21 protein-coding genes are annotated in these 24,619 nt (G+C 38.6%); 8 read left to right on the top strand and 13 right to left on the bottom strand.

Going from position 1 to position 24,619, the window contains the following annotated elements; all coding sequences use genetic code 11:
• Positions 1-6: 6 nt before the first annotated feature.
• Together BSR19_RS06145 and BSR19_RS06150 are read right to left on the bottom strand one after the other, a co-directional pair.
• Positions 7-1,284, bottom strand: a complete 1,278-nt coding sequence (locus tag BSR19_RS06145; protein ID WP_156246786.1) for a pyrimidine-nucleoside phosphorylase — start codon at positions 1,282-1,284, stop codon at positions 7-9.
• Positions 1,281-1,871, bottom strand: coding sequence for a class I SAM-dependent methyltransferase (locus BSR19_RS06150; RefSeq protein WP_073686336.1), 591 nt, complete (start codon positions 1,869-1,871; stop codon positions 1,281-1,283). Before BSR19_RS06150 ends, BSR19_RS06145 begins: the two co-directional genes overlap by 4 nt.
• 113 nt (positions 1,872-1,984) lie before the next feature.
• On the opposite strand from BSR19_RS06150, the gene coaA reads away from it, so the two are divergent.
• Positions 1,985-2,905 carry a type I pantothenate kinase gene (gene coaA / locus BSR19_RS06155; protein WP_156246787.1) on the top strand — a complete coding sequence of 307 codons (921 nt, stop codon included), beginning with the start codon at positions 1,985-1,987 and terminating at the stop codon, positions 2,903-2,905.
• A gap of 69 nt (positions 2,906-2,974) precedes the next feature.
• Entirely contained in the window at positions 2,975-3,211 is a 237-nt protein-coding gene (gene rpsT / locus BSR19_RS06160; protein WP_037597891.1) for a 30S ribosomal protein S20, read from the top strand.
• 84 nt (positions 3,212-3,295) lie between these two features.
• On the opposite strand, the gene BSR19_RS06165 is transcribed toward rpsT, so the two are convergent.
• The 3 genes from BSR19_RS06165 to BSR19_RS06175 form a co-directional block, all read right to left on the bottom strand.
• The gene (locus BSR19_RS06165) at positions 3,296-4,711 is read right to left on the bottom strand and encodes a sensor histidine kinase (protein ID WP_156246788.1); all 1,416 of its coding nucleotides are present in this window, start codon (positions 4,709-4,711) and stop codon (positions 3,296-3,298) included.
• Entirely contained in the window at positions 4,701-5,375 is a 675-nt protein-coding gene (locus tag BSR19_RS06170) for a response regulator transcription factor (protein ID WP_049546057.1), read from the bottom strand. Before BSR19_RS06170 ends, BSR19_RS06165 begins: the two co-directional genes overlap by 11 nt.
• A 198-nt stretch (positions 5,376-5,573) precedes the next feature.
• Positions 5,574-7,244, bottom strand: a complete 1,671-nt coding sequence (locus BSR19_RS06175; RefSeq protein ID WP_002891135.1) for a formate--tetrahydrofolate ligase — start codon at positions 7,242-7,244, stop codon at positions 5,574-5,576.
• Between the two features lie 193 nt (positions 7,245-7,437).
• On the opposite strand from BSR19_RS06175, the gene BSR19_RS06180 reads away from it, so the two are divergent.
• From BSR19_RS06180 to BSR19_RS06195, 4 genes are all read left to right on the top strand, one after another.
• Positions 7,438-8,121 carry a phosphopantothenate--cysteine ligase gene (locus BSR19_RS06180; RefSeq protein WP_156246789.1) on the top strand — a complete coding sequence of 228 codons (684 nt, stop codon included), beginning with the start codon at positions 7,438-7,440 and terminating at the stop codon, positions 8,119-8,121.
• Entirely contained in the window at positions 8,114-8,659 is a 546-nt protein-coding gene (gene coaC, locus BSR19_RS06185; protein ID WP_156246790.1) for a phosphopantothenoylcysteine decarboxylase, read from the top strand. Before BSR19_RS06180 ends, coaC begins: the two co-directional genes overlap by 8 nt.
• Before the next feature lie 28 nt (positions 8,660-8,687).
• On the top strand, positions 8,688-9,260 hold the full coding sequence (locus tag BSR19_RS06190) for an ECF transporter S component (RefSeq protein ID WP_156246791.1): 573 nt from the start codon (positions 8,688-8,690) through the stop codon (positions 9,258-9,260).
• An 81-nt stretch (positions 9,261-9,341) separates the two neighbouring features.
• Positions 9,342-11,060 (top strand): phospho-sugar mutase, encoded by a 1,719-nt coding sequence (locus tag BSR19_RS06195; RefSeq protein ID WP_156246792.1) that lies wholly within the window; start codon positions 9,342-9,344, stop codon positions 11,058-11,060.
• Between the two features lie 138 nt (positions 11,061-11,198).
• Here BSR19_RS06195 and metF read toward each other — a convergent pair whose 3' ends face one another.
• From metF to BSR19_RS06210, 3 genes are all read right to left on the bottom strand, one after another.
• Entirely contained in the window at positions 11,199-12,074 is an 876-nt protein-coding gene (metF, locus tag BSR19_RS06200) for a methylenetetrahydrofolate reductase [NAD(P)H] (RefSeq protein ID WP_156246793.1), read from the bottom strand.
• A gap of 186 nt (positions 12,075-12,260) precedes the next feature.
• A complete protein-coding gene (metE, locus tag BSR19_RS06205; RefSeq protein ID WP_156246794.1) occupies positions 12,261-14,510 on the bottom strand; it encodes a 5-methyltetrahydropteroyltriglutamate--homocysteine S-methyltransferase in 2,250 nt (749 codons plus the stop codon).
• 252 nt (positions 14,511-14,762) lie between these two features.
• A complete protein-coding gene (locus tag BSR19_RS06210) occupies positions 14,763-15,113 on the bottom strand; it encodes a hypothetical protein (RefSeq protein WP_156246795.1) in 351 nt (116 codons plus the stop codon).
• A gap of 146 nt (positions 15,114-15,259) precedes the next feature.
• Between BSR19_RS06210 and pabB the strand changes: the two genes are divergently transcribed.
• Both pabB and BSR19_RS06220 read left to right on the top strand, forming a co-directional pair.
• Entirely contained in the window at positions 15,260-16,990 is a 1,731-nt protein-coding gene (gene pabB, locus BSR19_RS06215) for an aminodeoxychorismate synthase component I (protein ID WP_156246796.1), read from the top strand.
• A 217-nt stretch (positions 16,991-17,207) separates the two neighbouring features.
• Positions 17,208-19,844, top strand: coding sequence for a calcium-translocating P-type ATPase, PMCA-type (locus BSR19_RS06220; RefSeq protein WP_156246797.1), 2,637 nt, complete (start codon positions 17,208-17,210; stop codon positions 19,842-19,844).
• A 167-nt stretch (positions 19,845-20,011) separates the two neighbouring features.
• Here BSR19_RS06220 and dltD read toward each other — a convergent pair whose 3' ends face one another.
• The 5 genes from dltD to BSR19_RS06245 are packed head-to-tail and all read right to left on the bottom strand — an operon-like array spanning position 20,012 to position 24,464.
• Positions 20,012-21,280 carry a D-alanyl-lipoteichoic acid biosynthesis protein DltD gene (gene dltD, locus BSR19_RS06225; protein ID WP_156246798.1) on the bottom strand — a complete coding sequence of 423 codons (1,269 nt, stop codon included), beginning with the start codon at positions 21,278-21,280 and terminating at the stop codon, positions 20,012-20,014.
• A complete protein-coding gene (gene dltC / locus BSR19_RS06230; RefSeq protein ID WP_002891149.1) occupies positions 21,273-21,512 on the bottom strand; it encodes a D-alanine--poly(phosphoribitol) ligase subunit DltC in 240 nt (79 codons plus the stop codon). The genes dltD and dltC overlap by 8 nt, the downstream gene beginning before the upstream one ends.
• 17 nt (positions 21,513-21,529) lie before the next feature.
• Positions 21,530-22,777 (bottom strand): D-alanyl-lipoteichoic acid biosynthesis protein DltB, encoded by a 1,248-nt coding sequence (gene dltB / locus BSR19_RS06235; protein WP_002891150.1) that lies wholly within the window; start codon positions 22,775-22,777, stop codon positions 21,530-21,532.
• Positions 22,774-24,324, bottom strand: coding sequence for a D-alanine--poly(phosphoribitol) ligase subunit DltA (gene dltA / locus BSR19_RS06240; RefSeq protein ID WP_156246799.1), 1,551 nt, complete (start codon positions 24,322-24,324; stop codon positions 22,774-22,776). The genes dltB and dltA overlap by 4 nt, the downstream gene beginning before the upstream one ends.
• Positions 24,325-24,332: 8 nt before the next feature.
• Complete coding sequence (locus BSR19_RS06245; RefSeq protein ID WP_002885174.1) at positions 24,333-24,464, bottom strand: teichoic acid D-Ala incorporation-associated protein DltX; 132 nt, start codon at positions 24,462-24,464, stop codon at positions 24,333-24,335.
• Between the last annotated feature and the right edge of the window lie 155 nt (positions 24,465-24,619).

Consider the following 24,619-nt stretch of genomic DNA (forward strand, 5'->3'; position numbering starts at 1 on the left):
TAAGGCTTAGCGAATTATCTTTAATATTTCTGTCGTTTCTTTACATTCACTATCAATAATAACATTTTTTTCAAATTCAGTCAGCATTTTTTCAGATAAAATTTCTTGACTATAGACCTTGGCAATAAGGTCTCCTTGAGCTACTGCATCGCCAACTTTCTTTTCAAATACAATTCCTGTTTCATAATTAAGACTATCTGACTTCGTAGCTCGACCTGCTCCTAATTGCATAGCAAATTTTCCAAATGCCATAGCAGGTAACTCTTTAATGTAACCTGTTTCATGAGCATGAATATCTGTCACGACAGGAGCACTGCTATGACGATAAAGATCGGTCAAATCACCACCTTGAGCTTGAATGAGTTCTTCAAACTTAGCAAGGGCTTTTCCACCCACTAAGTGCTGACGAATCTCTTCTTGACTAGCTTCAACCTGAGCTAAATCTAATAGAATCTCAGCCAACTCACAGATAAAGTCAGTGATATCTTCACGTCCCTTACCTTGCATAATTTCAATAGCCTCAGTGATTTCCAAGCGGTTACCAATAGCCTTACCTAGTGGCTGGCTCATATCTGTTATAACTGCAATTGTTTCACGATTAACCTCATGTCCTAATGCAACCATGGTCTCTGACAATTTTTCAGCATCAGACATGTTTTTCATGAAAGCACCTTGACCAACAGTAACATCCAGTAAAATCTTATCAGCACCTGCTGCAATTTTTTTGGACATAACAGAGCTTGCGATTAGAGGAATGGAATCTACTGTTGCAGTGACATCACGCAAGGCATAAAGAAGTTTATCAGCCTTAACTAAATGCTCAGACTGACCAATGAGGGAAATTCCAATGTCTTTAACTTGCTGAATGAACTCTTCCTTGCTACGCTCAACCTGATAGCCTTTAATAGACTCTAATTTGTCAATCGTTCCACCTGTATGTCCAAGACCACGACCACTCATCTTAGCTACTGGAACACCAAAGCTAGCTACAAGTGGCATAAGGATGATGGTTACCTTATCGCCAACACCACCGGTCGAATGTTTATCTACCTTAACACCTGGAATTTCTGACAAATCATATTGTTCACCTGAAGCAACCATATCAGTGGTCAAATCATGGATTTCACGAATAGACATACCTTGATAATAAATTGCCATCGCCAGTGCAGCTATCTGATAGTCTGGAATTTTCCCAGACACATAGCCATTAATGAGATATGAAATTTCTTCTGTGCTTAACTCGCCACCATCTCTTTTCTTTTCAATTAAATCAACTGTTCTCATATTTTCTCACTTCTAAGGATATAGTATCCTTTATCCTTTTTAACGACTTCAGCATTACCAAACACATCCTCCATCTTAGCCTTAGCTGACGGAGCTCCTTGTTTTTTCTGAATAACAATAGTTAGATTACCACCTTGATTGAGATAATCATATGCCTCCTCAATAACTTGATGAACCACCTTCTTCCCAGCACGGATAGGTGGATTAGAAATAATATAGTCAAAACTTCCAGTAACATTTTCATAGATATTCGATTGGAAAATAGTAGCTTCAACCTTGTTTCGTTCAGCATTTTGTTTCGCTAAATCAATTGCCCTACTATTGATGTCAATCATTGTGACTTTGACTCCTTGTACCTTGGCCAAACTAATCCCAATAGGACCGTAGCCACATCCCACATCTAATAGTGTGTTTCCAGCTTCCAAATCTAATGCACTCAAAAGCACTTGACTTCCATAATCAATCATTTTTTTAGAGAAAACCCCAGCATCCGTATAAAACTGAAAACTTTCTCCTAACAAATTTACCTTTAAATCATGAATATCGTGAGCCGCATCTGGCGTCTCAGCATAATACATTTTTGACATTATTTTTTTCCTTCTAGATAGTCTTTTCCCTTTATCGTATCATAAATACCAAAGTAAGGCTAGTGATATGATAAGGCTTACATTCCGGCTTTTTTTCTGCTATAATGTTAGCTATGTTAAATGAATTTATCAATTTCGAAACGATATCACGTAAGGAGTGGCAACGCCTTCATAAAGAAGGTAATGCCCCATTGACTGCGGAAGAACTTGATTCCATTCGTAGCCTTAATGATAAGATTGATGTGCAAGAAGTTAGTGATATTTATCTTCCCCTTATCAATCTCATTCGTATCTATCAGAAAACGGCCAATGATTTAACCTTTTCTAAGAGTATCTTTTTACAAAAATCACAGACTAATCGTCCATTTATTATTGGGGTATCTGGTTCAGTTGCTGTTGGCAAATCCACTACCAGTCGTTTGCTTCAACTCTTGTTACAACGTACCTTCCCCCAATCTAAGGTTGAACTTGTAACAACCGATGGCTTTCTCTATCCTAACCAAGTCTTGAAAGAAAAAGACATCCTTAACCGTAAGGGTTTCCCTGAATCCTACGATATGCCGCTTCTTCTCAATTTTTTAGATACTATAAAAAATGGTGGTGATATCAATATTCCTGTTTACTCCCATGAAATTTATGATATTGTACCAGGTCTTACACAAGAAATCAGACAGCCCAATTTTTTGATTGTCGAAGGGATTAATGTTTTCCAGAATCCTATTAACCAACGACTCTACATGAGTGACTATTTCGATTTTTCTCTTTACATTGATGCTGAAGTTAATAATATCGAATCATGGTATCTCGAACGTTTTCAAACCCTTCTTGAGCTCGCCAAGAAAGATGAAAATAACTATTACCATCGTTTCACTAAATTCAGTAAAGATGAAGCCTTATCTTTAGCACAAAAAACTTGGCGTGATATCAATTTGGTTAACCTGGAAAATTATATCGAACCTACACGAAGCCGAGCCGAACTGATTCTTCATAAGGGAGACAATCATAAAATCGACTTCATCCACTTAAAAAAATAGAAAAAGCTTGCCAAGGGGTCTAAAATAACGTATAATGACATAGTTAGATAAATTTTGGAGGTGAAAACATTGGCAAATATTAAATCAGCTATCAAACGCGCTGAACTTAACGTTAAACAAAACGAACAAAACTCAGCTCAAAAATCAGCTTTGCGTACTGCTATCAAAGCATTCAACGCTAACCCAACTGAAGAAGCTTACCGTGCTGCATCTGCTAGCATCGATAAAGCCGCTTCTAAAGGTTTGATTCATAAAAACAAAGCAAGCCGCGATAAATCACGTCTTGCAGCTAAATTGGCTAACTAATTGAAAGCTCCATTTAGGAGTTTTTTTATTACCTTATAACATAAAAACCTGCTAGAACATAAGCTAGCAGGTTTTCTTTATTCATTAAACTCCAGTGATTTTAACTTCAAAAATAGTCCCCTTCGGATGATTGTCCTTGACAACAATTGTTCCTTTAAGAGCTAAAACAATTTGTTGCGCTAGTGATAAGCCCAGTCCAAACCCACCTTTTTGTCTGGTTCTAGCCTTATCTACGCGATAAAAGCGATCAAAGATTTTTTTCTTATCACTATCTGATATACCAGGACCATTATCAGCTACCGAAATATAAAGATGTCGGTCATTAGTGCGAACCGAAAAGATAACATGTCCATCATCTTCTGTATACTTAATAGCATTATCAAATAAAATCGTCATTAGCTGCTTCAGTAGCGTTTTATCAGTCTGAATAGGACGGCTAACTTGGTTTTGGGCCGTAAATCCTTTCTCGTTTTCTTCAGCAATCATGGCATAATTGGTAAATACTGTATCAAAGAAAGCAGGTTCTAAGGTTTCGATTTCCGGCTTAATACCATCGTCACGACGAGCCAAGTTCAAGAGATTTGTCGTCAACAGACGCATATTACGTACTTCATCAAGACTTGAAGCAATATTCTCTGAATTATCTAAAATGGTGCTCTCAGGCTTGCGGAAAAGAACTTCTAATCGGTTTTGAATCACAGCAAGCGGTGTCCGTAACTCGTGACTGGCATTTTCAACAAATGCCTTCTGCTTCTCCAGACTTTCCTGGATAGGACGTCTTGACCACTTGGCCAAATACATACTAGCCGCAACAGATAGGAGCCAGAAGAAACTCATCATGATGACAATGAGCTTGACATAACGTTCAGTGGCTTCTTCCAATTGAGTTGTATTAATCGCAATAACAAGGTACTTAGCATCAGGATAGAGACTATTATCTACTTTTTCAGTAATCAGGCGATACTTTTCGGTTTGATCGAAATAATTCTGAGCGCTTCCCTTGCTGATAACATCAATGTTATTTTTATCTATTGGTAAATTGGATAAGCTAGAAAATTTGTCAACGACATTGAGGACTTTTCCATTCTTATCAAGCACTAAGACACTGGTATTCGCCGCAACAGATAAATCGTGAGGGGCATCTTCCATCTTTGATTTCTTCTTAGATTCTTTTTTAGAGCCACTCGAGTCAGGTGTTTCATCTGTCGACCCTTTAGTATCATAGGCTTGGTAGATGGTTGTCGTATTATTTTGATCTACCTCAGAAGTCAGAAAAAGTTCCCGTTTTAGCATTTCCATTTCTAAATAAGAATTGGTCTTAGTTGCTGCCATTTTCAGACTAGAATCCACATTTGAATAAACGCCGTAACTCAGAATCTGCAAAATCATGACAGTCATGACAAGGAAAATACCAGAAAAAGTGGCAAAGAAATGAATGAAAGACTTAAATCCTTCTGACTTGATTCTCCTAAAGAGATAATTGAAAAATTTAGTCAGCATTCTTCAAAATGTACCCCACACTTCTCAAGGTTTGGAGGTTGGCAGCAAAGTCTGTTCCTTTAAGTTTCTTACGAATTTTAGAAACGTATACTTCAACAACTGATACCGTAGTATCACTATCAAATCCCCAAAGACGGTCAAAAATTTGTGACTTAGGCAAGATAACATTCTGATTTTGTAAGAAATAAACTAATAAATCAAACTCTTTACCAAGAAGTTCTACCTCTTTATCCCCCACAAAGGTTGAATTTGTAGCAAGATTGACACGAACATCACCAAAAGAAAGTGTGTTTTGGTCAAATTTACCAGAGCGTTTCAAAAGTGCTTGAATACGCATCTTCAACTCTTCTAAGTAGAAAGGTTTGGTTAGATAGTCATCCGCACCAAGTTCAAAACCATGTCCCTTATCGTCTAGACTTTCCTTAGCAGTCATGATAAGTACAGGAGTTGTTACACCTTTATCACGTAATTCTCTAAGAACAGTGAAACCATCTTTTTCAGGTAACATTAAGTCTAAAAGAATCAAATCATAGACGCCACTTTCAGCTTCGTAGAGGCCTTCATCACCATCAAAGACCTGCATAACATCAGCAAAGTCATCTAAAAAATCAAAAACTGAGTTGGACAAACTCAAATCATCTTCTACTAGTAGTATTTTAATCATAGTTATCCCCCTTGTTAGGTGTCAAAGATACAAAGAACACTTTGACTAAGTCTTATCATTATATCTAAAATACACATAATCATCTAGTGCTTTGATCTTCTTTTATTTAGATTCAGTCTACTATACTTTCCTTAAGTTTTTCATAACTGGAACGAAAAACAGCACCAATAGGTACTGCCCTTTTATCGTTATTTTTTCTTAGAACAAACCAACAGCTGTTCCATCTTCAGAAACGTCCATTTTAAGGGCTGCTGGAGCTTTTGGAAGACCTGGCATGGTCATAACATCACCTGTAAGAGCCACGATAAATCCAGCACCTGTTTTAGGAACAAACTCACGAATAGTGATATCAAAACCTTCTGGTGCTCCAAGCAAGAATTGGTTATCTGAGAAACTATATTGTGTTTTAGCCATACATACTGGTAATTTATCCCAACCAAATTCGGCAAATTGTTTAAGTTGGTTCTTAGCTTTTTTCTCGAAGACAACTGATTTACCACCATAGATTTCAGTAACAATCTTAGTGATTTTCGCTTCCAAGCTATCATCATCAGAATAAAGACGTTTATAGTCAGCATTCCCATTTTCAACAGCATCAACTACCGCGTTGGCAAGGTCAATACCACCATCAGCACCATTAGCCCAAACGCTAGCCAATTCAACAGGAACATCGATTTCTGCACAAAGTTCTTTAAGGGCTGCAATTTCAGCTTCTGTATCAGCAACAAACTCGTTAATAGCAACGACTGCAGGAAGACCGAATTTACGAACATTTTCCACATGACGTTTCAAGTTAGCGAAGCCATCACGAACAGCTTGAACATTTTCTTCAGAGAGGTCCGTTTTGGCTACCCCACCGTGCATTTTAAGGGCACGAAGTGTCGCGACAATAACAACAGCATCAGGAGTTGTTGGGAGGTTTGGAGTCTTGATATCAAGGAATTTTTCAGCACCAAGGTCAGCACCGAAACCTGCTTCCGTAATTGTATAATCTGCCAAACGTAGCGCTGTAGATGTAGCTAGAACTGAGTTACATCCATGAGCAATGTTGGCAAATGGTCCACCGTGTACCAAAGCTGGTGTCCCATAAATTGTTTGTACCAAGTTAGGTTTGATGGCATCTTTAAGAATAAGTGTAAGCGCACCTTCGATTTCAAGATCACGCACATAAACAGGTGTACGGTCATAACGGTAAGCAACTACAATGTTAGCCAAACGTTCTTTAAGGTCTTTAATATCAGTAGCTAAGCAAAGAATCGCCATGATTTCAGATGCAACAGTAATGTCAAAACCATCTTCACGTGGAATACCGTTAAGGGGACCGCCAAGACCAACATTTACATGACGAAGCGCACGGTCATTAAGGTCAACCACACGTTTCCAGATAATACGACGTTGGTCAATACCTAGTGCATTTCCTTGGTGAATATGATTATCAAGGAGAGCAGACAAAGCGTTATTAGCTGTGGTGATAGCGTGCATATCCCCTGTAAAGTGAAGGTTAATATCTTCCATCGGAAGGACTTGTGCGTAACCACCACCTGCAGCACCACCTTTAATCCCCATAACAGGACCAAGAGATGGTTCACGAAGGGCAATCATAGTTTTCTTACCAATTTTGTTCAGAGCGTCTGCAAGACCAATTGACATAGTTGATTTCCCTTCACCAGCTGGTGTTGGGTTGATGGCTGTTACCAAAATCAATTTTCCTGGTTTATTGTCTTTGACTGCATTGATTTTATCAAATGACAATTTTGCCTTATATTTTCCGTAGAGTTCCAAATCGTCAAAGCCGATTCCAACTTTTTCAACTACTTCTGTGATTGGTTTTAATTCTACACTTTGAGCAATTTCGATATCTGTTTTCATGAGACACTCCTCTATATTTTTCTAGAATCTATTATAACAGAGTTTCATAAAAAACGCATTATTTTTGGTTAATTACTTTTCAATGTTCGGTTTTTGTTTTGTTATAAATCGTTATAACTTTAATTTATAGGGGTACAACTAAAAAAGACCTACTATTATTTACTAAAAACGCAATTTTTAGTACAATACTACTATGAAAATTTTGATTACATCGGGTGGTACCACTGAAAAGATTGATGCTGTGCGTGGAATCACAAACCATTCAACAGGTTATCTAGGTAAGGAAATCGCTGAACTTTTCTTGGCTAAGGGGCACCAAGTAACCTTAGTAACGACCAAGACAGCGGTTAAACCAGAACCGAAAGAAAATCTAAAGATTACAGAAATTACGAACGTAGATAGTCTTCTCAAAAAAATGGAGCCACTCGTCAAAGAGCACGATGTCCTCATCCATAGTATGGCAGTTTCTGATTATACGCCTGTTTATATGACGGATATCGCTGAATTAGAGGCTACTGAAGATCTCGCTCAATTCTTGCATAAGTCTAACACTGAGAGCAAGATATCTTCAGCTTCAGAGTATCAAGTTCTCTTTCTTAAAAAAACACCGAAGGTCATTAGCCTTGTTAAACAATGGAATCCTACTATTCAATTGATTGGCTTCAAACTTTTAGTTAATGTAAGTAAAGATGAGCTTTTTGAGGTTGCTCGTGCAAGTCTGAGACGCAACAAAGCAGATATCATTGTCGCAAACGACTTGAGTGATATTTCTCCAGATCAACATATCGCCTATCTAGTTGACGAAAAAAGCGAGGAGAAGGTTGGGACCAAAGCTGCAATTGCTCGAGCTTTATTTGAAAGGATATGCCATGACTAAACGTATCATCCTTGCTGTTTCAGGATCAATTTCTGCCTATAAAGCAGCCGATCTAACAAGCAGGTTAAAGAAAAAAGGTTATGATGTTCACGTCATTATAACTGAAGCTGCTCAAGCCTTTATCACCCCTCTGACACTTCAAGTTCTCTCGAAGAACCCCGTTCACACTGATGTCATGGAAGAAAGATTAGCTGAACGTATTAATCATATTGACTTAGGAAAAGAAGCTGACCTCTTTATTGTAGTTCCAGCTTCAGCAAATACCATTGCCAAATTAGCACATGGTATGGCCGATAATATGCTTACTGCTACTGCTTTAGCTTTACCTAGCACTACCCCAAAACTAATTGCCCCTGCAATGAATACGAAAATGTATGAGAATCCACTGACTAGGAAAAATTTAGATACTTTGCATGACCTTGGCTACCAAGAAATTCTTCCAAAATCAGGATTACTGGCTTGTGGAGATACGGGACGCGGTGCCTTAGCTGATATCGATGACATTATTGAATCCATTGACAATGCTTTAACAAAATAGCCTTGTAGAGAATAAAAAGGAGTTTATGATGAATAAGAAAAATAAAGCAAACCAAACAGCGCAGTTAGCGCTCTTGATAGCGACTATGGTTGTTATCGAAGTACTTAGTCAAACCATCTTTGCCGCTTTTGTACTTCCAATTAAACCAACCCTAACGCACATCCCAGTTATTATTGCTAGTATCGTCTATGGTCCTAAAATTGGAGCCTATTTGGGTGGTTTCATGGGAATTATGAGTATTGTTCGTAACACAATCATTTATACGGTTAGTAGCTATCTCTTTAGTCCCTTTGTTGAAGGGGGAACTTGGGCATCTGTAGTCATTGCCATCGTCCCTCGCATCCTAATCGGTATTTTCCCCTACTTTGTCTACAAGTTACTTCAAAACCGTCTAGGTTTGACTCTATCTGGGGTTTTAGGTGCTTTCACAAATACATTTTTCGTACTTATTGGCATCTACTTCCTAATTCCTAACTTTTACACAACAGGTGGGAAAACACTAATGGCAACCATTTTCACAACAAATTCGATTGCTGAAATGATTATCGCTGGCCTGCTAACCCTAAGTATCACACCTGTATTATTAAGATTGAAAAAATAAAGAAAAAACATGGTAATTACCATGTTTTTTTCTTTTAATTATGGTATAATGTAAGCGTTTAAAAATATAAAGGAGATTGCTATGTCTTACACTGAAAATTATCAAAAATGGCTCGACTTCGCTGAATTGCCTGCTTACCTTCGTGATGAGTTGGTCGCAATGGATGAAAAAACGAAAGAAGATGCCTTCTATACCAACCTTGAATTTGGTACTGCAGGTATGCGTGGTTTGATTGGTGCTGGCACTAACCGCATTAACATTTACGTTGTTCGCCAAGCAACTGAAGGTTTGGCTCAATTGATCGACTCAAAAGGGGAAGAAGCTAAAAAACGTGGTGTTGCTATCGCTTACGATAGCCGTCACTTCTCTCCTGAGTTTGCTTTTGAATCTGCTCAAGTTTTGGCTGCTCATGGTATCAAATCTTATGTATTTGAAAGCCTACGTCCAACACCTGAATTGTCCTTTGCTGTTCGTCACCTCCACACATTTGCAGGTATCATGGTAACAGCTAGCCATAACCCTGCTCCATTTAATGGTTACAAAGTATACGGTGAAGATGGTGGACAAATGCCACCTGCAGATGCGGATGCATTGACAGATTACATCCGTGCTATCGAAAATCCATTCACTGTCCAATTGGCTGACCTTGAAGAAAGCAAAGCCAGTGGCTTGATTGAAGTTATCGGTGAAAACGTCGACGCTGAATATTTGAAAGAAGTGAAAGGCGTTAACATCAACCAAGACTTGATCAATGAATACGGTCGCGACATGAAGATTGTCTACACTCCACTTCATGGTACTGGTGAAATGTTGGCTCGTCGTGCTCTTGCGCAAGCTGGATTTGAAGCAGTTCAAGTTGTTGAAGCTCAAGCTGTTCCAGATGCTGACTTCTCAACTGTTAAATCTCCAAACCCTGAAAACCAAGCTGCTTTTGCTCTTGCTGAAGAACTTGGCCGCAGAGTAGACGCTGATGTATTGGTTGCAACTGACCCAGATGCCGACCGTCTTGGTGTTGAAATCCGCCAACCAGACGGTGCTTACCTCAACCTTTCTGGTAACCAAATCGGAGCTATCATTGCTAAATATATTCTTGAAGCTCACAAAACAGCTGGTACGCTTCCTGAAAATGCTGCCCTCTGTAAATCAATCGTATCAACTGAGTTGGTAACTAAGATTGCAGAAAGCTACGGTGCGACTATGTTTAACGTCTTGACTGGTTTCAAATTTATCGGTGAAAAAATTCATGAATTTGAAACACAACACAACCACACTTACATGCTTGGTTTCGAAGAAAGCTTCGGTTATCTAATCAAACCATTCGTACGTGACAAAGATGCTATCCAAGCCGTTCTTATCGTAGCTGAAATTGCTGCTTACTACCGTTCACGTGGTATGACTTTGGCAGATGGTATCGAAGAAATCTACAAACAATACGGCTACTTCGCAGAAAAAACAATCTCTGTTACACTTTCAGGTGTTGACGGAGCTGCTGAAATTAAGAAAATCATGGATAAATTCCGTGGAAATGCTCCTAAACAATTCAATAACACAGACATTGCTAAGACAGAAGACTTCTTGGAACAAACAGCTACTACTGCTGACGGCGTTGAAAAATTAACAACTCCTCCAAGTAACGTACTTAAATACATCTTGGCTGATGATTCATGGTTTGCCGTTCGTCCTTCAGGTACAGAACCAAAAATCAAATTCTACATTGCTACAGTTGGTGAATCTGACGCAGATGCTAAAGAAAAAATTGCTAACATCGAAGCAGAAATCAATGCTTTCGTAGGCGAATAATACTTAAGACTTAGAGCTAAGCTCTAAGTCTTTTTTATACATGACAATACTAGGATTAGGTAAGCAAGTCACCTTTTTCATACTAAAACCACGAAACCACCTATAGATTGATCTATAGGTGGTATTTTTATGATTCAATTATAGAGCACCAACTTGTGAATGATGCTTAAACAAAGAATGAGTAGCTTCATGAATCTGACGAGCAGTTTCTGCATTATTCATGGTATAGAGGTGAACACCTGCAACATCTTGCGTAACAAGGTCGACAATCTGGTCAATAGCATAGGCAAGACCTGCCGCTCTAAGTGACTCAGGATCATGTTCATACTTATCCAAAATGGCACGGAACTTACGTGGCAAATGGATATTTTCACAAGTCTTAAGCAAACGTAGGGCTTGGTTACGATTCAAAATAGGCATAATACCCGCATGAATCGGTACATCAATTCCAGCCAAGGTACATTTATCTTGAAAATCATAGAAACGTTCATTGTCAAAGAAGAGTTGAGTTACAAGGCTAGAACAACCTGCATCAACCTTTTTCTTAAGGTTTTGGATATCAGAGATTTGATTTGGCGAATCTGGATGCCCTTCAGGATAGCAGGCACCGATGATATCAAATTGAGGAGCTTCTTCCTTAATAAACTCAATCAAATCAGTGGCATATCTAAAGTCTTTAAGAGGTTCCACACCAGGAATGATATCACCACGTAGGGCTAAGATACGGTGTACACCAACAGCATCCAAGTCACGTAAGGTATCAGCAACCTTTTCTTTACTCAAATAGATAGCCGGAAGGTGGGCAATCGTTGGGATGGCTAGGTCATTTTGAATATGATCTGCCAAAGGAACCGTCGTCTCTTTGATATTATATTTGTTATTACTAGCTGTCACACTGATAAAGTGTGGAGCCAATCCTTGCATATCCTCAAGGGCACGTAGAATTTTTTCGTTACCTACTGCAGGGTTAGGTGGAAAGACTTCAAAAGAGAGTGATGGTGTTTGGCTTGTCATATTTTATACCTTCTTCTTTTTAGATTTTTGTTAAGACAAAAGCTGTTTTAAGTGCCTATTGACTTCATAAAAATAGTGAAACACTTGTCAATCATAGCCTGCTTGCAAAAATCTTTAGAAATTTATTCGCTATTGAAAACCTTCTACACTTAAGGAAGAAGGTCTTCAACATATGATAACTTCCGCTTACAAGTTTTCGCGAGCTGCTTTTGCAGCTTCTACAAGCTTGATCAAGCTTTCTTTAGTTTCTTTGATTCCGCGAGTCTTCAAACCACAGTCAGGGTTGATCCATACTTTACCGCTTGGTACTTTAGCCAAGATTGCTTCGATAGTGTGGTCAATTTCACCGTCTTGTGGGACACGTGGTGAGTGGATATCGTAAACCCCAGGTCCAACTTCTGTTTGGAAGTTTTGAGCTTTAAGTTCATCCAAGATTTCAAGATTTGAACGACTAGCTTCAAATGAGATAACGTCAGCATCCAAGTTGTCGATGGCTGGAATGATATCTGTAAATTCTGAGTAACACATGTGAGTGTGGATTTGTGTGTCTGGTGCTACAGTTGAGTGTACCAAACGGAAAGCTGGAATTGCCCAGTCGAGGTAATCCTCATACCAGTCACTACGACGGAGTGGCAATTTTTCACGAAGAGCAGCTTCGTCAATTTGGATAATTTTCACGCCTGCAGCTTCAAGGTCAAGCACTTCGTCTTTGATTGCAAGAGCAATTTGAAGAGTTGAATCCTTAATAGAGATGTCCTCACGTGGGAATGACCAGTTAAGGATAGTTACAGGTCCAGTCAACATACCTTTAACAGGTTTGTCTGTACGGCTTTGTGCGTAGCTAGACCATTTAACAGTGATTGGGTTAAGACGAGTGACATCACCCCAAATGATTGGTGGTTTAACCCCACGCATACCGTATGATTGAACCCAACCATTTTTAGAGAAGAGGTAACCTGACAAGTTCTGACCGAAGTACTCCACCATGTCATTACGTTCAAACTCACCATGAACAAGAACGTCAAATCCAACTTCTTCTTGCCATTTAATCCATTCATCAGTGATCTCAGCAAGGAAAGCATCGTATTCTTCTTGTGATAATTCATTCTTACGGAAAGCCAAACGTTTAGCACGAACATCCTTAGTTTGAGGGAATGAACCGATAGTTGTTGTTGGAAGCAATGGAAGTTTGAAAGCATCCTTTTGAATCTCTTCACGTTCTGCAAACGCTGGCAAACGAGTGTAATCAGCTTCAGTCAAACCTGCAATACGAGCACGAAGCTCAGCATTTTCACCAACACGCTCAGTCGCAAAGAGTTCTTTGTTAGCAGCAAGGGCTTCTGCACCTTGACCATTGCGGATGGCATCCAAGTCACGTAATTCACCCAATTTTTCAACCGCAAAGGCGAAGTGGTCCAAAATAGCTGGTTCAAAATCTTCATTGGCAGTTGTAAATGGTACGTGGAGAAGTGAGCAAGAGGTTGTCAAAACAACATTTTCAGCTGGAACTTGTTCAAGAATTGCAAGGCTCTTCTCGTAGTTGTTACGCCAGATGTTTTTACCATTGACGATACCGGCATAGAGAATCTTATCAGCTGGGAAACCACCTTTAACCAATTCAAGTGTTTTCTTACCTTCAACAAAGTCAAGACCAATACCATCAACTGGCAAGTTCACAAGGTCATTGTAGACATCACGAACATCTCCAAAGTAAGTTTGAATCAAAACTTCAAGGCCTTTCTTATCAGCCAAGAGCTTGTTGTAGAGGTTCAAGAAGAGAGCTTTTTCTTCAGATGTCAAATCTTTAACAAGAGCTGGCTCATCGAGTTGAATACGAGTAGCACCAAGCTCTGCCAATTTTGCAAAAACATCTTGGTATGCAGAAACAAAGCTATCTACGAAGTCTTCAGCTTTTACACCATCTTCAAAGTCAGACAATTGAAGGAAAGTGAATGGTCCAACCACAACTGGACGTGTATTAAGACCCAATTCTTTTGCTTCTTGGTACTCATCAAAAATTTTGTGACCAGCAAGTTTAACTTCTGTTGTTTTTTCAAATTTAGGAACGATGTAATGGTAGTTAGTATTAAACCATTTTTTCATAGGAAGGGCACGTACATCCCCTTTTTCACCTTGGTAACCACGCGCCAAAGCAAAGTAACGTTCAAGATCTGTCAAATCCAAGTTTTGAACAGATTCAGGTACGACGTTGAAAAGGAAAGCTGCATCAAGGAAGTTATCGTAATGTGAAAAATCATTTGAAGGAATTTCAGTGATCCCCTTCTCTTTAACAATATTCCAGTGTTTTGCACGCAAGTCTTTGGCTGCTGCTAAAAGTTCATCTGCAGTAATTTCATTTCTAAAGTATTTTTCTGTTGTAAATTTTAATTCGCGGAATTCACCCAAACGTGGGAAACCAATGATAGTAGTTGACATCTTGTGTCCTCCTCTTTGTTGTTGAACTTATCTTACCAAAGAAATGAGTAGCTGTATAATTGCTATTAGTTTTCTCTATATATAGTTTTAGACTATATCCTATAAAATAAAGGGTTTCCGACTTCTGTTATCTCCTTTTACTTAGATATCGTTATAGCTAATAACTATATATTAACTTACTAAATCCCTTTTTATATCAAAAAATCCCTAGACTTTTGTCTAGAGACTCTATTATTTACTAGGATCAGAACACTAAGCTCTATAAGTGCTCAGTACCCTCTCTTGAAGCCAAGATGATGTATAAGACATATTCTCACTATTGTAACTATTCCAAATAAAATAACCAAAAACCGCCAATACTAATAAGAAACAAATTCCCAAGACGGCTAACCATATGATTTGTTTCTTTAAGCTATCATACTCACTCATATAGCCATTATGAAGTTTAATGAGTTCATTTCTTTTTTTGTTACTTGACTCTTTAGCAATAGCTATTTCTAGCTCGTACATCTGGTGCTTCCATGAATTCTTAGAAGTGCCTTTTTTCATTTTATTGTTTGAAAGGTTGCTGTTCCCTTTCTCAAAGTTATTTTTTCCAGTCATATTTCCCTCTAAAATCTTCTTTTGGTCCCTATCATTATAACATATGTAAAACTATCTGAAAAGTTCATTTTTGGTTAAAATTTTGAGAAAGATAATTAAAACATGAAAAAGAACCAGAGGGAAACTTCTTATGTTATACTCTAAGTATGCATAAGAAAACTGTTATTGATTTTAAAGAACTTGGTGTCAGACAAATCTTTACAGACGCCATTAAAGAACTAAAAACAAAGGACATTAAGGAAGTCAATCCCCTTTTAGATGAACTCGAAGCCTATCAAAATGAAGGTTATTATGCAGTAGGTTATGTTTCCTATGAAGCAGCCCCTGCCTTCGAGACAAAATTTCAGGTTATTGATGGTCCATTAATGTCTGAGTATCTCCTCTACTTTACTGTTCATGAAACTGTTCAAACAGAGCCTATTCCACTTACTTATGACCCTATTACCTTACCAAAATCTTGGCAAGAGCTAACTTCTGCTGAGGAATACAAGGCTGCTATTGAGCATATACACCACCATATTCGACAAGGTGATACTTATCAGGTCAATTATACTGTTCAACTTCAACAGAACCTGACAGCTGATCCCTTTGCCATCTACAATCGATTGGTTGTTGAACAAAATGCTCATTACAATGCCTTTATTCAGCACGATGATGTTTCTATCATTTCTATAAGTCCAGAACTCTTCTTTAAAAAAGATGGCGATAAGTTGACTACTCGTCCTATGAAAGGTACTACCAATCGAGGTTTAACAAGTGAAACTGACCTTGGACAAGCAAGATGGTTAGCTCAGGACCAGAAAAATCGCTCTGAAAATATGATGATTGTTGATCTTCTTAGAAATGACATGAATCGTATTTCTAAAATAGGAAGTGAAGATGTTAAGAGCCTTTGCCAAGTTGAACAATACTCTACAGTTTGGCAAATGACTTCGACAATTGAAACGCAACTCCTGACAAATAGAAGTTTATGCGATATCTTCCAAGCCCTTTTTCCATGCGGATCGATTACAGGTGCCCCCAAAATAGCAACCATGGAGATTATTAAGAAGGTTGAAAAACAGCCTCGAGGTGTTTATTGTGGGGCTATTGGAATCTTGGTGCCACAGGGACCTAGTATTTTCAACGTAGCCATTCGGACACTACAAATGGAAGAAACCAAGGCTATCTATGGTGTCGGAGGGGGGATTACTTGGGACAGTAACTGGGAATCCGAATACGAAGAAACCAAGCAAAAAGCTGCTGTTCTATACCGTCAGAACCCAAAATTCGATCTCATTTCTACCGGTCGTACTCATCAAGGAAAACTTCTCTTTCTGGAGGAGCATATAAAACGTTTACAAGAGAGTAGCCGATACTTTGACTATCCTTTCAATGCAGAAAAAGCGCACTATCAAGTCGAAGCTCTGTGTCAATCACTAGACCTTAACACAGACTACCGTCTTAAAATGTCCCTTGCAAAAGATGGTGAACTGAAGTTTGAACATAGCCAATTAACAAACTTATCTGATGACTTTTGCCAAGCAAGGTTAGTTGAGCAAAGACATCCGTTGGATAGCCCCTATACCTTCTTTAAAACAAGTTACCGTCCTCACCTTAGTATCGAACCTCACGAACAAATCTATTATAATCACGAGGGACAACTCCTAGAAACCTCTATCGGTAACATCGTTCTTAAAATCGAAGACCAACTCTACACACCACCAGTTCACCTCGGCCTCTTAAATGGCATCTACAGACAAAGTCTTATAGCTGAAAATAAGCTAAAAGAAAAAGTCCTGACTGTAAAAGATCTGAAACAGGCTCAGGCCATCTACGGATGTAATGCGGTGAGAGGGTTGTATGAATTGAAGGTGGAGGGAGATAATTATATCTAAACAAAAAAAGCGAGTTCTTTGTACTCTCCTACACCTACTAAAGACAAAAGAAACTTCAATTTTCTATTGGAAAAAAAATCAACCATTTAGTAGTAAAATAAAGTATAATACTTACTGATAGTTATTCCAGTTATCTTGACTGAAATGACGAACTATTTGGCTTTAAATTTATTAGCCTTAAAACTGAGTAACAATTTAGAAAGGATACAAACCTTAAATGAAAAAATTTAAAGGCTTGACTTCCGCTGAAGTTCAAGCAAGTAAAAACACCCATGGCGATAATAGGCTTTCTAGTAAAGAGGCTAACTCGCTCCTCTCAATCTTTATCGAAGCCTTCCAAGATCAATGGATTCTTATCCTCTTGGCTGCCTTAGGATTAAAAATCATTTTCAACTTTGTTGGAATGATTTTCCCTGCTATTGGTGAAGCTAATTGGTATGAGGCTATCTCACTAATTTTCGCCATTTTGATGTCTACAGGATTCTCAGCAGTCTCACAATACCGCAATGAGCAAAAGTTCAACACTCTTCAAGAAGAGGCTTCGAAAACTAATGCTAAAGTTTATCGTGATGGTAAACTTAAAGAGGTTCTCGTTGATGATATTGTAAAAGGTGATCAGATTCTCCTTCAATCAGGAGACAAGATTCCAGTTGATGGTATCATCTTGGAAGGGGAGTTAAAAGTAAATCAAGCTGTCCTTAATGGTGAAAGTGAAGATGCTAAAAAACTTCCTCTTGGCGATGAAGCAGAGCCGGACTCTTCAGACCTCTTTACAGAGCTCAAAGTCTTCCGTGGTACAGTTGTTACTTCGGGTGAAGCTGTTATGGAAGCTACACAAATTGGTGATAACACCGTTCTTGGAAGCATCAATACTTCTCTTCAAGAAGATAGTAAAGATTCACCATCTAAAGAGAAACTTAACAAGCTTGCTGGTAATATCGGTGTCCTCGGTTATAGTGCAGGTGCTGCATACTCAGTAATCAACCTTGTATTAGGCTTTATTGCCCTTAATAAGGCTAATAACCTCAATGGTGGTTCAATCTTCCTTCTTATCATTGAAACGATTCTCTTTGCAGTTACAATCATCATCATGGCTGTTCCAGAAGGTCTCCCAATGATGTTGGCACTCGTTTCTTCAATGAACTCAGGTCGACTTTTAGCACAAAATATCTTGGTTCGCCATCCTGATACTATTGAAACAGCGGGATACATGAATATCCTCTTCAGTGATAAGACTGGTACCATCACAGAAGGTAAACTATCTGTAGTTGACTTTTTCCTTGCTGATGGTACACTTTATGCGGCTACTGGTGAAACTGATGCGCCTGATTTTGACACAATGTCAGATAGCCTTAAAGCTGAAATGATTAATGGTATCGGTCTTAACAACGATGCCATGGTAGCTGATGGCAGTGCTGTTGGTAGTAATGCCACTGACCGTGCACTTCTTGATTTCCTTATTGGCCGTTCTCAACTTGATTTCGATACGAACACAATTACTGAGAAGCAACAATTCAACTCAGCAACAAAATTCGCAAGTGTAACAACTAAGGACGGAAAAACTTACATCAAAGGTGCTCCAGAATTCATCCTAAATGACTGCTACTACTATCTTGATAAAGATGGTCATAAACAAAACTTTACAGATGATATTAAAGCTCGTTTCCAAGAATTGTCATTGGAACAAGCTAACCGTTCAATGCGTTTGCTTGCTATCCTCAATACAGATGGCAATGATAAAGTCTTGATTGGTATCGTATGTATCCGTGATAACGTTCGTTCTTCAATTAAACAAACTGTTGAAACAATGAACCGTGCGGGTGTTCAAGTAGTTATGGTAACTGGTGACCGTAAAGAAACCGCTGTTGCTATCGCTAAAGAAGCCGGTATCGTCACTGGAGAAAATGACCTTGTCCTTACTCACGATGAACTCTCTGCCCTCTCAGATCAAGAACTTAAACAACAATTGCCTCACTTAAAAGTAGTAAGTCGTGCCCTGCCAATGGATAAAAAACGTCTTATTGAGGCAGCTCAAGACCTTGATATGGTCGCTGGTATGACAGGTGATGGGGTCAATGACTCACCTGCCCTAAAATCAGCTGATGTCGGATTCTCAATGGGTGATGGTACTGAAGTCGCACGTGAAGCTTCGGATATCGTTATCTTGAATAACTCATTGACTTCGATTGAAAAAGCCGTCCTCTATGGACGTACTATGAGTAAGTCAGTAAGTAAATTCATTATCTTCCAGTTAACCGTAAACGTGACGACTATTGCCATGTCACTTCTCTCACCACTTTTGGGCCTCAAAGAGCCATTTACAATTATCCAAATTCTCTGGATTAACCTTATCATGGACACACTTGCTGCCCTTGCATTTGGTGAAGAGCCTACGCTAGACCGTTATATGAATGAAAAACCAGTTCCTAAGAAGGCAAACATTCTTACTGGATATATGAAATCTGCTATTGGTGTAGCCAGCGTCTTCATTACTCTTGTATGTTTAGCCATTCTTAAAAACGTTGGTGGTATCCAAGACTTTATCACAAATGGAACTGGCAACTTTGAAATGGTAACAACATTCACATTTACAGTATTTATCTATGCTGTCATCTTCAACTCACTTAACACACGTAGTAATGGATTCAATGTTTTTGAACATATCAGCGAAAACAAGAAATTCTCAATTGTAATGATTTCTATTGCTGTCGTTCAAACCTTGATTATCCAATTTGGTGGAAAAGTATTTAGCACTGTTCCAATGGATGTTCAACACTATATCTTTGCTCTTCTTATCGCGGTTTTGATTATCCCTGCAGATTTAATACGAAAAGCTCTAACTAAAAACAAATAAGATCTGTTTAAGGTATTGCAAATCTTCAAAATGATAAAAAGGATTGGGTTTTACTCCCAATCCTTTTTCAAATTTTCTAAAGGTAACCTATGAAAAAATTATAAGAGCAATATTATTCTCTTATTGCTCTATAACAAAAAAGGCTTGCTAAAGCCTTTTTCTGTGTGTTACTTAAACTGACTAGGAGTACCTGTATAACCTGCCCAGTCCTTACTATAAAAGCGGTCGTTCAAGTTATAGCTAGGTGCAGGTGTTGGATTACTTACAAATGGATCAACAGCCTTGTCAAAGGCTACCCACCCTTTCCATCCCATATGAATGGTGTCTTGCATAAAGTAAGGTTGATCTCCATCTTTTGAGAAGTCAGCAATATTGGTGAAGCCTTGACTTTCCAATTGATAACGGATTTTAGAAACCGTAGCATCATACATTTCCTGACTTAGTCCCGTATAAGCCATCCACTTGCTATTAACAGGTGGGATAACAAAGATAACATTAGTATTTGACTTAGCAAATTGATTTAACACCAACTGTAGGTCACCATATTCTTGTGAAACTTCATACGAAAGATTCTTTTGGAAACCTTTAAGTTTACCAATCTTTTTAGCCAAACGTTTCTTATAGAAACGGTCATCGATACCAAAGTCGTTTGACTTGGTATGAGCTTCTGCATCTCTTACGGCAACCTGGTCAAGTGCCTCGTAAGAGAACTTGTCTGGCAACTCTTTAAGATAAGGAAGAACCTTCTTGTCGTAATTTGCATTATTTGATGCTGCAAAAGGACTGAACAAGGCATCTTCTCGCTTATTAAGCTCTGCCATAAATTGAATATAAGTCTTATCAAGAGAATTTAAATCTTGCCCATTAGCCACTTTAGAAAGTTGAGATTTCATAGTAATCTCAGGTTTCATCTCTAAGATGCGCTGAGCTGCATACTGAGAATTTGCATCCGTCTGATTTTGACTTAAGAAACTACTAAGTTGGTCGTTATTGTAGAACTGCTGGAAAGCCGCAGAATTGTAACCTTTTTTAGTAAACCACTGTGGTGACAAGACATAGACTGCTGTCCCATTTTTCAATTCGGGAAGCATTTGTTGCATTCCCAAATATTGGTTTAGAGAGGCAGCCCCACGTTGTCCAATAAAATATGGGCGATAGTTACGGTCGTATTTTTCAGCTAAAACAGCTGGATGAAGGGCATCAAAACGCAACCACTCACTAGACCCAAAGAAAGGGACAAATCGATGATTCTTATCAGAAAGAGCTGTCGTCTTATTAATACGGCTCTTAAAGTTCTCAGTTGTCAAGGTTACTGCGTTACGTTTTTCAACCTCATAATTATGTTTTCTGCCTTGAGGGTAGGAAAAAATAACTACTACTACCAAGACTAAGGCACAGATTATAGGGCCAAAAATTTGCCATAAACGCTTAAGCATTGCGAAGCTCCGTTACCCCTTCAACAATCTTATTAGCTGTGTTCCAGTCATCACGACCAAATTCTGAAACTGGCACACGAATATCGAAACGTGATTCCAATTCAACGATAAGCTCAACTGTTCCCATAGAGTCGAGAACACCAGCATCGAAAAGGTCTTCATCCATCATGTCTGAAACATCTTCCATGAAGAGTTCATCAATAATTTCAATAACTTCTGATTTTACATCCATTTTTATAATTCCTTTACTTATTTTTTAGTGAACCAAAGGTCATTCAAGAATCCAGAGAAAATCAAGAATGACAACATAACAGTGTTAAATGTAATAAAGATTCCCAAAGCCTTCGTCCATTTATTTTCAGGAAGTGGCTCAAGACCAGCTTTCTTACGTTCTTTATTAATGGTCTTCTTCTTACGTAACCAGGCATCATTAATTCCTAGACCAATACCATGGAAAATACCATAAGCAATGTAGTACCAGGTAACTCCATGCCAGAATCCCATAACCATCATATTAATGACATAGGCAACATTTGATGTCGTGTTACGGTTTTTGAAAACCTTGTTACGCATCAAAACCATAACCAAACGCATAAAGACAAAGTCACGGAACCAGAAAGACAAGCTCATATGCCAACGATTCCAAAATTCTTTCAAGTCTCGTGAGATGAAAGGTTTGTCAAAGTTGATTGGGCTCTTAATCCCCATAAGGTTAGATGCTGCTAGGGCAAACATCGAGTAGCCTGCAAAGTCAAAGAAAAGATCAAAACCGAAAACATACATAACACCAAGTGTTGGTAAATTAAAGATACCACCTTGAGCTAAAGCTTGTGTTTTCAGTGAAGGTAAAAGCATACTTCCAAAAATTTGAGCCAAGACAAATTTATAGAGAAAACCGAGCATAATATACTTGACAGCTTGCTCCAACATATTCATCAACTCATCTCTCTCAGGAATCGCTTGGTAATCTTCGTTAAAGCGTTTGAAGCGATCAATAGGACCACTCGTAAAGGTTGGCATAAAGAGCATGAATCGGAGGAATTCTCCAAGTGTAAACTCTTTAAGGACACCATCCCGCATCTCGATAATCATACCAACTGATCGGAAGGTCAAGTAAGAAATACCAAGAAAGTTTAAAAGGGACTGAGTACCATTTATCGCAGGCTCTACCTTAACAAAAATCAAGGGAAGGACTACAAGAAATGAGTGTAAATAGAAAACCCATTTATTGTCCTTTTTACTGCGGTAATGTTTGTAGGAATAAACCCAGATGATTTGCCAAACGATATAGAAGAGTAAGGCTAGTAATTGGCTAGCATGTGTTCCTGTCAGAGCAAGAACAATAAAGGCTAGACTGACCAAACACTCATAAATTGCAAAACGCTTTTTAAAGAAGAGACCCACAAAGATTGGCAATAGAGCTAATCCAAGATAGATAAAATAGAAGGGATTACCGTAGGCTTCTAAATGGGGGAGCTGTTTCAAGAAGTCAATCATCGGTTGTTAACCTCACTGATAAGACCCTTGATATCGATTTTCCCATTTGGTGTTAAAGGCAAGCTCTCACGATAGAGGAACTTAGTAGGCATCATGTAAGACATCATGATATCTTCTAAGTCTGCCTTAATCGCCTTGGTGATATCAATTTCACGTTCAAACTGCTCACGAACACCATCCTTAAGAATCACATAAGCCAAGAGGTTCTGAACCTTATGGTCTTTATTGTAACGTGGCACAGCTACTGCTGAATCAATATACTTAGACTTATTAAGGTTTTGTGAAACATCCTCTAGCTCAATACGGAAACCATTAAATTTAATCTGGAAGTCCATACGACCACCGTAAAGAAGGAGACCTTCATCAGTCATCGTTCCTACATCACCAGTATGGTAAGCAGGAAGGCCATTAAACTCGAAGAAGGCTTCCGCAGTCTTTTCAGGATTGTTCATATATCCTTTTGAAACTGCTGGTCCTGATACGATGATTTCACCCTGTTGACCATTTGGAAGGATATTGCCATCCTCATCGATAATATAAGTCGGTGAATCTTCCTTGGTATAACCAATCGGCAAACGCTTAAGGTTAGCCAGCATCTCATCAGTTACTGCTACTGCTGATAAGGCGACAGTTGCTTCAGTTGGTCCGTAAGCATTGATAATACGTGCTTCTGGGAAACGTTGGCGAAGCTTTTGAGCAGTCTTGACAGTCAACTCTTCTCCGTCAAAATAGAAATGCGTAATTTCTGGCATCTTCTCTGAATTGAAGTCTTCAGACAACATTGCCATATCTGCAAAAGATGGTGTTGATGTCCAAATAGCAATTGGAAGTGAGAAGATCGTTTCAAAGAGCTTCTTGAAGTCCTGTGTAATGGCTGAAGGAAGCGCATAGAGTGTTCCTCCAAGTGCCAATGTTGGTGCCCAGTACATTACCGATAGGTCAAATGAATAAGGCGGTTGAGCCAGCATTTGAGGACGTTTTGGCGTTGCAAATTCCTTGTCCGTAATCATCCAGTTAGTGAAACTGAGGAGATTATTGTGTGAAATTTGTACCCCTTTAGGCTTACCTGTAGTTCCTGATGTAAAGATGATGTAATAAGTATCATCCCCCTTAACAGGATGAGTCACTTCGTAGCTAGTCTTGCTTTCAAAAGCTGTTGTCACTTGGTCCAATGTTAAGATTGGAGCTTGGACATCCTCAAGTGGGAAGTCATTGATAGCAATAATCAGACTAGGCTCTGCTACTTCAACAATTGCCGTCACACGCTCAAGAGCTGAGTGACTATCAATTGGAATATAAGCGTGACCAGATTTAGTCAAAGCGACAAAAGTTGCCAACATTTCATACTCTTGACCACCATAAACCACGACAGGTGATTTTTCTGGAATATCAAGACTATCAATCTTGGCAGCTAGGCTATCCGAGTCAGCTTTTAAGTCACCGTAAGTGTGAACTTCCCCTAAAATATTGTAAACAGGAAAGTCAGGTTGTGATTGGGCAAACTGCTCAATCGTTTCAATCATATCTTTAATTTTTGTATTCGTCATTATTCTTCCTAAAATTCGTTATAGATAAAATTACCTTGACCTTGTCCTAGGTAATTGTAGAGATAAATTAGGGCCATAAAAATGGCGAAATAAAGCAAGGTTTGTCCTAAAAATACCAGGACGTTTTTATGTTTTAACATTCTAATTTTCGATACCTTTTTTATATAATATCCTCTCTAGTTTACCATCTTATCGCCATTTTTTCCAATAAAAAAGAAAAAATAACTAAATTTCATTTCTTTTCCATTAATAGGTTTCCGTGATAAATGATTGGCTAAAATCAAAAAAAACAGAG

It is taken from the genome of Streptococcus salivarius (assembly GCF_009738225.1).
Lineage (GTDB): Bacteria > Bacillota > Bacilli > Lactobacillales > Streptococcaceae > Streptococcus.

What these genes read in the sequence shown, in the direction of transcription:
- BSR19_RS06180 (WP_156246789.1), top strand. Translation starts at nt 7,438, where the DNA reads ATGAAAATTTTGATTACATCGGGTGGTACCACTGAAAAGATTGATGCT.
- metF (WP_156246793.1), bottom strand. Translation starts at nt 12,074, where the DNA reads ATGACAAGCCAAACACCATCACTCTCTTTTGAAGTCTTTCCACCTAAC.
- metE (WP_156246794.1), bottom strand. Translation starts at nt 14,510, where the DNA reads ATGTCAACTACTATCATTGGTTTCCCACGTTTGGGTGAATTCCGCGAA.
- coaA (WP_156246787.1), top strand. Translation starts at nt 1,985, where the DNA reads ATGTTAAATGAATTTATCAATTTCGAAACGATATCACGTAAGGAGTGG.
- dltC (WP_002891149.1), bottom strand. Translation starts at nt 21,512, where the DNA reads ATGGATGTAAAATCAGAAGTTATTGAAATTATTGATGAACTCTTCATG.
- BSR19_RS06195 (WP_156246792.1), top strand. Translation starts at nt 9,342, where the DNA reads ATGTCTTACACTGAAAATTATCAAAAATGGCTCGACTTCGCTGAATTG.
- BSR19_RS06170 (WP_049546057.1), bottom strand. Translation starts at nt 5,375, where the DNA reads ATGATTAAAATACTACTAGTAGAAGATGATTTGAGTTTGTCCAACTCA.
- BSR19_RS06220 (WP_156246797.1), top strand. Translation starts at nt 17,208, where the DNA reads ATGAAAAAATTTAAAGGCTTGACTTCCGCTGAAGTTCAAGCAAGTAAA.
- BSR19_RS06150 (WP_073686336.1), bottom strand. Translation starts at nt 1,871, where the DNA reads ATGTCAAAAATGTATTATGCTGAGACGCCAGATGCGGCTCACGATATT.
- BSR19_RS06245 (WP_002885174.1), bottom strand. Translation starts at nt 24,464, where the DNA reads ATGTTAAAACATAAAAACGTCCTGGTATTTTTAGGACAAACCTTGCTT.
- dltD (WP_156246798.1), bottom strand. Translation starts at nt 21,280, where the DNA reads ATGCTTAAGCGTTTATGGCAAATTTTTGGCCCTATAATCTGTGCCTTA.
- pabB (WP_156246796.1), top strand. Translation starts at nt 15,260, where the DNA reads ATGCATAAGAAAACTGTTATTGATTTTAAAGAACTTGGTGTCAGACAA.
- BSR19_RS06175 (WP_002891135.1), bottom strand. Translation starts at nt 7,244, where the DNA reads ATGAAAACAGATATCGAAATTGCTCAAAGTGTAGAATTAAAACCAATC.
- BSR19_RS06145 (WP_156246786.1), bottom strand. Translation starts at nt 1,284, where the DNA reads ATGAGAACAGTTGATTTAATTGAAAAGAAAAGAGATGGTGGCGAGTTA.
- coaC (WP_156246790.1), top strand. Translation starts at nt 8,114, where the DNA reads ATGACTAAACGTATCATCCTTGCTGTTTCAGGATCAATTTCTGCCTAT.
- BSR19_RS06210 (WP_156246795.1), bottom strand. Translation starts at nt 15,113, where the DNA reads ATGACTGGAAAAAATAACTTTGAGAAAGGGAACAGCAACCTTTCAAAC.
- BSR19_RS06190 (WP_156246791.1), top strand. Translation starts at nt 8,688, where the DNA reads ATGAATAAGAAAAATAAAGCAAACCAAACAGCGCAGTTAGCGCTCTTG.
- dltA (WP_156246799.1), bottom strand. Translation starts at nt 24,324, where the DNA reads ATGACGAATACAAAAATTAAAGATATGATTGAAACGATTGAGCAGTTT.
- BSR19_RS06165 (WP_156246788.1), bottom strand. Translation starts at nt 4,711, where the DNA reads ATGCTGACTAAATTTTTCAATTATCTCTTTAGGAGAATCAAGTCAGAA.
- dltB (WP_002891150.1), bottom strand. Translation starts at nt 22,777, where the DNA reads ATGATTGACTTCTTGAAACAGCTCCCCCATTTAGAAGCCTACGGTAAT.